The organism is Pseudomonas sp. 22189, assembly GCF_052045635.1.
GTDB classification, from domain to species: domain Bacteria; phylum Pseudomonadota; class Gammaproteobacteria; order Pseudomonadales; family Pseudomonadaceae; genus Aquipseudomonas; species Aquipseudomonas parakoreensis.
Window position 1 is genome coordinate 158,802 of the sequence record NZ_JBQEPG010000012.1, and the last position, 10,591, is coordinate 169,392.

At 61.0% G+C, this 10,591-nt stretch carries 8 protein-coding genes; 1 reads left to right on the forward strand and 7 read right to left on the reverse strand.

Going from position 1 to position 10,591, the window contains the following annotated elements; genetic code table 11:
* Positions 1 to 205: 205 nt before the first annotated feature.
* The 7 genes from ACTJKS_RS15370 to leuC form a co-directional block, all read right to left on the reverse strand.
* On the reverse strand, positions 206 to 2,839 hold the full coding sequence (locus ACTJKS_RS15370) for a FimV/HubP family polar landmark protein (RefSeq protein WP_108183236.1): 2,634 nt from the start codon (positions 2,837 to 2,839) through the stop codon (positions 206 to 208).
* A gap of 208 nt (positions 2,840 to 3,047) precedes the next feature.
* A complete protein-coding gene (locus ACTJKS_RS15375; RefSeq protein ID WP_108183237.1) occupies positions 3,048 to 4,058 on the reverse strand; it encodes an aspartate-semialdehyde dehydrogenase in 1,011 nt (336 codons plus the stop codon).
* Positions 4,059 to 4,272: 214 nt separating this feature from the next.
* Positions 4,273 to 5,385, reverse strand: coding sequence for an aspartate-semialdehyde dehydrogenase (gene asd, locus ACTJKS_RS15380; RefSeq protein WP_003226428.1), 1,113 nt, complete (start codon positions 5,383 to 5,385; stop codon positions 4,273 to 4,275).
* Between the two features lie 66 nt (positions 5,386 to 5,451).
* Positions 5,452 to 6,534 (reverse strand): 3-isopropylmalate dehydrogenase, encoded by a 1,083-nt coding sequence (gene leuB, locus ACTJKS_RS15385; RefSeq protein ID WP_108183238.1) that lies wholly within the window; start codon positions 6,532 to 6,534, stop codon positions 5,452 to 5,454.
* Positions 6,535 to 6,588: 54 nt separating this feature from the next.
* A complete protein-coding gene (locus ACTJKS_RS15390; protein ID WP_142579995.1) occupies positions 6,589 to 7,356 on the reverse strand; it encodes a class I SAM-dependent methyltransferase in 768 nt (255 codons plus the stop codon).
* Positions 7,357 to 7,475: 119 nt separating this feature from the next.
* On the reverse strand, positions 7,476 to 8,120 hold the full coding sequence (gene leuD, locus ACTJKS_RS15395) for a 3-isopropylmalate dehydratase small subunit (protein ID WP_108183240.1): 645 nt from the start codon (positions 8,118 to 8,120) through the stop codon (positions 7,476 to 7,478).
* A gap of 13 nt (positions 8,121 to 8,133) precedes the next feature.
* The gene (leuC, locus tag ACTJKS_RS15400) at positions 8,134 to 9,552 is read right to left on the reverse strand and encodes a 3-isopropylmalate dehydratase large subunit (protein ID WP_095668812.1); all 1,419 of its coding nucleotides are present in this window, start codon (positions 9,550 to 9,552) and stop codon (positions 8,134 to 8,136) included.
* A gap of 141 nt (positions 9,553 to 9,693) precedes the next feature.
* Here leuC and ACTJKS_RS15405 point away from each other — a divergent pair, with 141 nt between their 5' ends.
* Entirely contained in the window at positions 9,694 to 10,584 is an 891-nt protein-coding gene (locus tag ACTJKS_RS15405) for a LysR family transcriptional regulator (protein WP_041066034.1), read from the forward strand.
* The last annotated feature ends 7 nt before the right edge of the window (positions 10,585 to 10,591 follow it).

Genomic DNA, 10,591 nt, shown 5'->3' on the forward strand with positions numbered 1-10,591 from the left:
CAGCCTGCTGATGTACAAAGGCGGGCATTATAAGGCTGTGGGTCGGGGATGCCAGTTTCAAGATCAAAAGATCGCAGCCTTCGGCAGCTCCTACATGAGATTACGTTCCTCTGTAGGAGCTGCCGAAGGCTGCGATCTTTTGATATTAAAAAGCAAACAAAAACGGCAGCCTTGATCGGGCTGCCGTTTTTGATTTACCGCTGACTCAAGCCAGGTGCGAAAGCATTTCCTTGGCCTCGCCCCGCTGCTTCTCGTCACCTTCGGTCAACACCTCGTTGAGGATGTCGCGCGCGCCGTCATTGTCGCCCATGTCGATGTAGGCCTGGGCCAGATCGAGTTTGGTGGCGGCTTCGTCGGTGCCGGCGAGGAAGTCGAAGTCGTCTTCGCCCAGTTCATCGCCCATGGCCGCGTCGGCTTCGGTGAAGGTCGGCTCGGCGATGCTCTGCGACAGACGATCCAGCTCGGCGTTGACGTCATCCAGCTCTGCCGCGAAGGCATCCGGTTCGGCCGGGTTGGTGTCCATTTCGTCGGCCAGCGACAGATCGAAATCGGCGGGCAGCTCCAGATCGTCCTGTGGCACTTCGCTGGCGACCACAGGCTCGGCCGGCGACAGGTCTTTCACGCCTTCGTCCAGATCCAGCAGGAAGTCATCGTCCGCCAGGTCAGCCATCGGGGCTGGCGCAGGCTCGGCACCGAGGTCCAGATCGAGGTCGAAATCCGACAAGTCGTCGAGATTCTCTTTGATTTCGGTCTGCTGTTGCAGCACCGACTCAAAGCTCAGATCGTCGTCAGCCGGGAATTCGTCCAGCTCCACCGGAGCTTCAGGTGCGACGACAGGCGCAGGCTCAACCGGGGTGATGTTGTCGAGGTCGTCCAGACTCAGATCGAACGCGCTGTCCAGATCATCTGCCGCAGGCTCAGGTGCAGGCGCCTCTGGCTCGTCAAGCAGCAGCTCCTTGACGTATTGCGCATCGAGTTCGGCAGCGGCCGCCGCTGCAGCCAGACCCGCAACCGCGACTACAGCCATGGCCGGGAAGCGTTTTTTCAGCTCTTCGACCTTGGCGAAGTTGTCGCCATTGGCCACCAGCTGGCGCTCCTGACCGACGAACGCATCGCGGTCACCCTGTTGACCATAAACTTCCATCAGTTTCAGCCGCAGATCACTGCGTTGCGGTTCAAGACTGACGCCCTCTTCCAGCAGCGCGGCAGCCTGATTCAAGCGACCGGCATTGATATGCGACTGAGCCTTGTCCAGCACGTCATCGGAACGCTCGGCGGCCGGCGCGACCAATGGCGCGGCAATCGGCTCGGCCATCACCACCGGAGCCACTACCGCAGCAGGCGCTGGCGCAGATGCCGGGGTGTTGAGCTTGACGCTGGCGGCAGGTGTTTCCAGACCTTCGAAGCTGCTTTCCGGCAGATCCTGCTCGGCAGAGAACTCCTGCTCTTCAGCCAACGCGCGGGCCATGCGCAGGTGTTTCTCGGCTTCCTGCTGGGCTTTGCGGCGACGGGCCAGCAGCAACAGCAGAAGCAGCAGCACCACCGCACCGCCGCCGATCAGCCCCAGCAGGATCGGATTGGTCAGCAGTTCATTGAAGGTTTTGTCTTCATCGACTACCGGTTTTGGCGCAACCACTGGCGTCTCGGCAGGCGTGTCGACCGGTGGCGCAATCGCCGATTCCGGGGTAGGTGCGGCCTCCGCCGGCGTCGCTGGCGGCGTTGCGGCCAGTTCGGCGGTGATCGCCGGTACGGCAGCGGTGGCGGCTGGCGCAGTGCCCGGACCCTCGGCCTGCATCTTCGCCAGTTGATTGTTTTTCAGCTCGATCAGGCGCTGCAGCTTGTCCAGCTGACTTTGCAGATCAGCCATGCGGCTTTTCAGTTCTTCGTTGTCACGACGGGTCGTGTCGAGGCTTTCCTGAGTCACCGCCAGTTTGTTGCTCAAGGCCTTGGCATCGCCGGCCGGGCCTTTGCCCCGCGCCTTGGCACTTTCGGCGGAGACCAGGCTCAAGTTGTCTTTGGCATTCTGGCCGGTGCCGGCGTTGCTGCGACCACGCTTGGTTGCGTCGAGTTGCTGCTGGCCGGTACCCGGCTTGGCCACATAGCGACGGCCCTGACGCCAGGCTTCGTTCTGCGCGGCAACTTCGGCAATCGCCTTGGACTGTGGCAGCGCGGTGCTTTCCACCGAGTCCGGCAGGCGCAGCACCTGACCGGTTTTCAGCCGGTTGATGTTGCCATCGATGAACGCATCCGGATTCAGCGCCTGAATCGCCAGCATGGTTTGCTGCACGGAGCCGCCGGTGCGCGCCTTCGCGGCGATCTCCCACAAGGTATCGCGCGGCGTGGTGGTGTACTGATTCGGGTGCGTGGCGCCGGTGGTCGGTGCGGTGATGGTCTGCGACGGCGCCGGTTGCGCGGCGGCGTCAGCGGTCTGTGGCGAGAATTTCGACGGATCCAGCAGCACACTGTAATCGCGCAGCAGACGGCCATTCGGCCACATCACCTGCACGAGGAATTTCACCATCGGTTCCGACAGCGGCTTGCTCGACGTCACGCGCAGCACGCTCTTGCCGCTGGCGTTGAGCACCGGGGTGAACGTCAGGTCGTTGAGGAAGGCCTGGCGATCAACACCGGCCTTGGCGAAATCTTCGGGTGAAGCCAGGCTCGGCACCACTTCGGCAGCGGTGAGATCCTTGACGTCGAGCAACTCGATCTCGGCCACCAGCGGCTGGTTCAGGGTCGACTTCAGGGTCAGCTCCCCGAGCCCGAGGGCATGCGCCATACCGGAGGACAGCGCCGAGGCGGCCGCTATTGCTAACACCAGTTTGCGAACTTGAACCATAGCCTCATCCTTTGTTTGAACGTTCCTCGGCCAGCGAGAAGATGTTGATTGCCGCTGCCGTAAGGCATTGCGCGCGACGACGACACAAGCCGCGCGCGATCATTTCTTTGATGCCCCGGAAAGTCCCGGAGGGTGACACGTTATCAAGTGCTCCGGGCAAGCATAGCGCTCACCTAGAATCAGTCGACAAATTGTTGCCAAGTATCTTTTACAGCAGGTCTTTTATCAACAATTCAGCAACCTGCACAGCGTTGAGAGCCGCACCTTTGCGTACGTTATCTGACGTCAGCCACAGATTAAGTTCCGCCGGGTCGTCGACACCGGCGCGCACACGGCCAACATAGACAACGTCCTGCCCCACCGCGTCACCCACCGCTGTCGGGTAATCGCCGGCTTCAACCAGCTCGATGCCGGGTGCGTCTTCCAGTGCGGCGTTGACCTTTTCCAGGTCGACCGCGCTCGCTGACTGCAAGGTCACGCTATAGCTATCGCCAAAAAACACCGGGGCTTGAACGCAAGTAGCGGAAATCTTTAATAAAGGCTGCGCCAACACCTGACGCAGCTCGCGCACCAGGCGTTTTTCCAGCAGCGTGTGGCCTTGAGCGTCCGGCGTGCCGACCTGCGCCAACAGGTTGAAGGCCATCTGCCGATCAAAGAAAGTCGGCTCCAGCGGACGCATGTTCAGCAACTCAGCGGTCTGCCGCGCCAGCTCGGTCACGGCTTCGCGACCTTGGGCGGATACGGCCAGATTGGCGGTGACGTTGACGTATTGCAGTTCGAGCAAATCGAGCAGCGGCGCCAGCACCACGGCCAGCGTCGTCGCCGAAGGGCTTGGGCTGCTGACCTGGAACGGTGCTTTCAGACCGGCAATGACCTCGGCGTTGGCCTCCGGCACCACTTGCGGCGCCTGCTCGGCCGGCAATGCGCCGGACAGATCGATCAGCGAGCAACCGGCCGCGTGGGCCCGCGCCGCATAGCTCAGGGAAACCGCAGCGCCAGCGGCGAAGAACACCAGTTTGACCTTGCTGAAATCGAACTCGTCGACTTCACGCACGCGCACGTTCTTGTTGCGAAACAGCACCGAGCTGCCAGCGGATTCGCTGCTGGCCAGCAGGTGCAGGTTACCGACCGGAAAGTCGCGCTCTTCGAGAATCTGTACGAGGGTTTCGCCGACAGTACCGGTGGCGCCGACGACGGCAATATCAAGGGTCTGGGTCATGGTTCTACCTCTGGCGAAACGGGGGGAGCGGCACTTTACCGGGTGACTGGCGGTTCGGCAATTTAGAGCAAAAGATCGCAGCCTTCGGCAGCTCCTACAGGAGTTGCGTGTGAACCCGATTCTGTAGGAGCTGCCGAAGGCTGCGATCTTTTAAAATGCCATAAAAAAACCCGCACCTCTCACAAGGCACGGGTTCTTTCATTGCATCAAGCTATCAACGCTCAAGCAGGATCCGCAGCATGCGACGCAGCGGTTCGGCCGCGCCCCACAACAGTTGGTCGCCTACGGTGAAGGCACCGACGAATTGCGAACCCATGTTCAGCTTGCGCAGACGACCCACCGGGACGTTCAGGGTGCCGGTGACCTTGGTCGGACTCAGCTCCTGCATGCTGATGTCGCGGTTGTTCGGTACCAGTTTGACCCAAGGGTTGTGCTGGCTGATCAGCCCTTCGATGTCGGCGATCGGCACGTCTTTGTTCAGCTTGATGGTCAGCGCCTGGCTGTGGCAACGCATGGCGCCGATGCGCACGCAGATACCGTCGACCGGGATCGGGCTCTTGAAGCGGCCGAGGATCTTGTTGGTTTCGGCCTGGGCCTTCCACTCTTCACGGCTCTGGCCGTTCGGCAGTTCCTTGTCGATCCACGGGATCAGGCTGCCGGCCAGCGGTACGCCGAAGTTCTCGGTCGGGTACGCGTCGCTGCGCATGGCTTCGGCCACACGACGGTCGATGTCGAGGATCGCGCTGGCCGGATCGGCCAGTTGATCGGCCACCGCAGCATGGGTCGCGCCCATCTGCTTGATCAGTTCACGCATGTTCTGCGCGCCGGCACCGGAGGCCGCCTGATAGGTCATGGCGCTCATCCACTCGACCAGGCCGGCTTCGAACAGACCACCCAGGCCCATCAGCATCAGGCTGACGGTGCAGTTGCCGCCGATGTAGTTCTTGGTGCCCGCGTCCAGTTGCTGGTCGATGACCTTGCGATTGACCGGGTCGAGAATGATGACAGCGTCATCGTTCATCCGCAGGCTGGAAGCCGCGTCGATCCAGTAACCCTGCCAGCCGGCTTCGCGCAGCTTCGGGAACACTTCGCTGGTGTAGTCGCCGCCCTGGCAGGTCAGGATCACGTCGAGGGTTTTCAGCTCTTCAATGCTGTAAGCGTCCTTGAGCGGAGCAATGTCCTTGCCCACGGACGGGCCTTGGCCACCGACATTGGAAGTGGTGAAAAACACCGGCTCGATAAGATCGAAATCCTGCTCTTCCAGCATCCGCTGCATGAGCACGGAACCGACCATGCCGCGCCAACCGATCAGACCTACACGTTTCATCGCAACTACACCTTCTTGAAAAGTGGGCCGCTGCTTTGTATTGAATTTCGCAGCGGGCCCGAGAGATTACAGATTCCGCAGCGCGGCGACTACTGCGTCACCCATTTCCTGCGTTCCGACTTTGGTACAACCGGCTGAATAGATGTCACCGGTACGCAAGCCTTGATCCAGCACCACGCTGACGGCTTTCTCGATGGCATCGGCCGCATCGTGCAGATTGAAGCTGTAACGCAGCATCATCGACACCGACAGAATGGTCGCCAACGGGTTGGCAATGCCTTTACCGGCGATGTCCGGCGCCGAACCGTGGCAAGGCTCGTACATGCCCTTGTTGTTCGAATCCAGCGAAGCCGACGGCAGCATGCCGATCGAACCGGTGAGCATCGAGGCTTCGTCGGACAGGATGTCGCCGAACATGTTGTCGGTGACGATCACGTCGAACTGCTTCGGTGCGCGCACCAGTTGCATGGCGGCGTTGTCGACGTACATGTGGCTGAGTTCGACTTCAGGGTAATCCTTGGCCACTTGTTCGACCACTTCACGCCACAGTTGGCTGGACGCCAGCACGTTGGCCTTGTCCACCGAGCACAGCTTCTTGCCGCGAACCATGGCCATGTCGAAACCGACGCGGGCGATGCGGCGGATCTCGCTTTCGCTGTACGGCAGGGTGTCGTAGGACTGACGCTCGCCGTTGTCCAGGGTGCGGGTGCCACGTGGCGCGCCGAAGTAGATGCCACCGGTCAGCTCACGCACGATCAGGATGTCCAGACCGGCCACGATTTCCGGCTTCAGGCTCGAAGCGTCGGCCAGTTGCGGGTAGAGGATCGCCGGACGCAGGTTGCCGAACAGGCCCAGTTGCGCACGAATCTTCAGCAGGCCGCGCTCAGGGCGGATGTCACGCTCGATGGTGTCCCATTTCGGGCCGCCCACGGCGCCCAACAGGACGGCGTCGGCGGCACGGGCACGGTCGAGCGTTTCGTCGGCCAGCGGCACGCCGTGCTTGTCGATGGCGGCACCACCGATCACGTCATGACTCAGCTCGAAGCCCAGGCTGTACTTGTCGTTGGCCAGCTCCAGCACCTTGACCGCTTCGGCCATGATTTCCGGACCAATACCGTCACCTGGGAGAATCAGAATCTGCTTGCTCATGCTTTCCTCATGTCATCAGTCGGTGCGCCACTCAGGGCGCGCCCGGAAAAATTCTTATCGCTCAGCCATCAATACGATTACATCTGTACTGAACGAGCCGTCGGCATCAATCTCAAAATATTCGCGCACTTCGTTGCCCATCGACTGCTGCAACTGGCGAATCGCCGCGCGCATCACCTCGGGCGTGCGCATGCGCTCGACCCAGCTGCTGTACTCCAGACGCAGACGCTGACGCGTGGTGCTGCGGGTATGCAGCCCGGCCTCGCTGACCTGACGCAGCCACTCGCCGGCAGAATAATCGCGCACATGGCTGGTGTCGCGCAGCACTTCAACGCTCTGCAAATAGGTGTCGAACAACGGGCTGCCCGGTGACAACACGTCAACGAACGCCGCCACACCACCCGGTTTCAGCACCCGACGCACTTCGCGCAGGGCCACGCCGAGGTCGCTCCAATGGTGCGCCGAATAACGGCTGAACACGAAATCGAATTCGCCATCGGCAAACGGCAGACGCTCGGCGGCGCCGTTGACCGTGGAGATGTTGGCAAAACCGCGATCAACCGCCGCGGCGGCGACCACATCGAGCATTTGCTGCGACAGGTCGTAGGCCACCACTTCCTTGACCAGCGGCGCCACATGAAAACTCACATGACCGGCGCCGCAACCCAGGTCCAGCACCCGGGCCGCGCCCTGCCCGGCCAGTTCAGCCTGTAGCAGCGCGAATTCGGTGCCTTGAGCGTGAACAGCGCTGCTCAGGTAGGCGGCGGCCTGTTCACCGAATTGCTTTTGTACAACCTGGGTGTGCTGGGCGGTGCTGGTCATGGCGGTTTCCTTTCATTTTCAAGATCAAAAGATCGCAGCCTGCGGCAGCTCCTACAGGTTTACGCAGCCCATGTAGGAGCTGCCGAAGGCTGCGATCTTTTCCGTGTCGCCGCAAATCATTACGCGTCGCGAAACAACCAAGGCTGGCTCACACGATGCTTGGCCTCGAACGCGGCAATCGCATCACCGTCCTGCAAGGTCAGGCCGATATCATCCAGCCCATTCAACAAGCAATGCTTGCGGAACGCGTCGATCTCGAAGCGGTACACCTTGCCGTTCGGGCTGGTCACGGTCTGCTCGTGCAGATCGATCTGCAACTGATAGCCCGGCGCGGCCTCGACCTGCTTGAACAGTTCATCAACTTCAGCGTCGCTCAGAATGATCGGCAGCAAGCCGTTCTTGAAGCTGTTGTTAAAGAAGATGTCGGCGTAGCTCGGCGCGATGATGCTGCGGAAACCGTATTCTTCCAGCGCCCACGGGGCGTGTTCACGGCTGGAGCCGCAACCGAAGTTCTCACGGGCCAGCAACACGCTGGCGCCTTGATAGCGCTCGGCATTGAGCACGAAATCCTTGTTCAACGGGCGTTTGGAGTTGTCCTGATACGGCTGGCCGACATCCAGGTAACGCCACTCGTCGAACAGGTTCGGGCCGAAACCGGTGCGCTTGATCGACTTCAAAAACTGCTTGGGAATGATCTGGTCGGTGTCGACGTTGGCACGATCCAGAGGCGCGACAAGACCAGTGTGCTGGGTAAAAGCTTTCATGCTGCGCTCTCCTTCAGATCAATTCACGAACGTCGATGAAACGACCGTTCACCGCCGCCGCAGCGGCCATGGCCGGGCTCACGAGGTGGGTACGACCACCGGCGCCCTGACGGCCTTCGAAGTTACGGTTGGAGGTCGAGGCGCAATGCTCGCCGGACTCCAAACGGTCCGGGTTCATCGCCAGGCACATCGAGCAACCCGGCTCACGCCATTCGAAACCGGCTTCGAGGAAGATCTTGTCGAGACCTTCGGCTTCCGCCTGCGCCTTCACCAGACCCGAGCCCGGTACGACGATTGCCTGCTTGATCGTCGAAGCGACTTTGCGACCCTTGGCGATCACGGCCGCAGCGCGCAAGTCTTCGATGCGCGAGTTGGTGCAGGAGCCGATGAACACGCGATCCAGCTGAATGTCGGTGATCGCCTGATTGGCGCTCAAACCCATGTATTTCAGGGCGCGGACGATCGAGTCACGCTTGACCAGATCCATCTCTTTGGCTGGATCCGGCACGTTCTGATCAACGGCCAGCACCATTTCAGGCGAAGTGCCCCAACTGACTTGCGGCTTGATCTGCGCGGCGTCCAGTTCGACTACGGTGTCGAACTTGGCATCAGCGTCGGAAACCAGGTCTTTCCAGGCTTCAACCGCCTGATCCCACTGCGCGCCTTTCGGCGCGAACGGACGGCCCTTGACGTATTCGACAGTCTTTTCGTCCGCAGCCACCAGGCCCACACGGGCGCCGGCTTCGATGGACATGTTGCAGATGGTCATGCGGCCTTCGACGGACAGATCACGGATCGCGCTGCCGGCGAATTCGATGGCATGGCCGTTACCGCCGGCAGTGCCGATCTTGCCGATCACCGCGAGGACGATGTCCTTGGCGGTCACGCCGAACGGCAACTGGCCTTCGACGCGCACCAGCATGTTTTTCATCTTCTTGGCGACCAGGCACTGGGTGGCGAGCACGTGCTCGACCTCGGAAGTGCCGATCCCGTGCGCCAAGGCACCGAAGGCGCCGTGGGTCGAGGTGTGCGAGTCGCCGCAGACCACGGTCATGCCCGGCAAGGTTGCGCCTTGCTCCGGGCTGATCACGTGGACGATGCCCTGACGAATGTCGTTCATCTTGAACTCGACGATGCCGTACTCATCACAGTTGTCATCGAGGGTCTGAACCTGCAAACGCGAGACCTGGTCGGCAATGGCCGTGATGCCGCCCTTGCGCTCTGGCGTGGTCGGTACGTTGTGGTCCGGGGTCGCGATGTTGGCATCGATGCGCCACGGCTTGCGCCCGGCCAGACGCAGGCCTTCGAAGGCTTGCGGCGAGGTCACTTCGTGGATGATGTGACGGTCGATGTAGATCAGCGCCGAGCCATCGTCGCGCTGCTTGACCAAATGCGAATCCCAGAGCTTGTCGTAGAGCGTTTTGCCGGCCATCAGACGGTTCCTCATCAGCTTGTTTCTATGCCCTGGGCTTATCAATAACCCTTTGGCTTGTGAGGCCGATCCTATGGGGTTACATTAAATAACTCAAATTCATATTTTTTATGCTTTGGATAACCAACTGGAATACGAACCATGGATCTGGCCAACCTCAATGCGTTTATCGCCATCGCCGAGACCGGCAGCTTCTCCGGCGCCGGGGAACGCCTGCATCTGACCCAACCGGCGATCAGCAAACGCATCGCCGGGCTGGAACAACAATTGAACGTGCGACTGTTCGACCGCCTGGGTCGTGAAGTCGGCCTGACCGAAGCCGGCCGCGCTCTGCTGCCCCGGGCCTACCAGATTCTCAATGTGCTGGACGACACGCGTCGCGCCCTGACCAACCTGACCGGTGAAGTCAGCGGTCGCCTGACCCTGGCCACCAGTCACCACATCGGCCTGCACCGTTTGCCGCCACTCTTGAGGGAATTCACCCGCCGCTATCCACAAGTGGCGCTGGATATTCAGTTCCTCGATTCGGAAGTGGCCTACGAAGAAATTCTCCACGGCCGCGCCGAGCTGGCGGTAATCACTCTGGCCCCGGAGCCGCACACGCTGGTCAAAGCCACGCCGGTGTGGGACGACCCGCTGGATTTCGTGGTAGCGCCGGAGCATTCGCTGATCAGCAACGGCGCCGTGAGCCTGGCGGACGTTGCCGGTCATCCGGCGGTTTTTCCCGGCGGCAACACCTTTACTCATCACATTGTCCAACGCTTGTTCGAAGCCCAAGGGCTGACGCCGAACATCGCCATGAGCACCAACTACCTGGAAACCATCAAGATGATGGTGTCCATTGGACTGGCCTGGAGTGTTCTGCCCCGCACCATGCTTGACGAACAGGTGGCGCGCATACCTTTGCCGGGCATACAGCTCAGTCGCCAGCTAGGCTATATCGTGCACACCGAACGGACGCTGTCGAATGCAGCAAGGGCTTTCATGGCCTTGCTGGATGCGCAAATCGATCTGCCAGGGACTCCAGGCTAACTTGTGC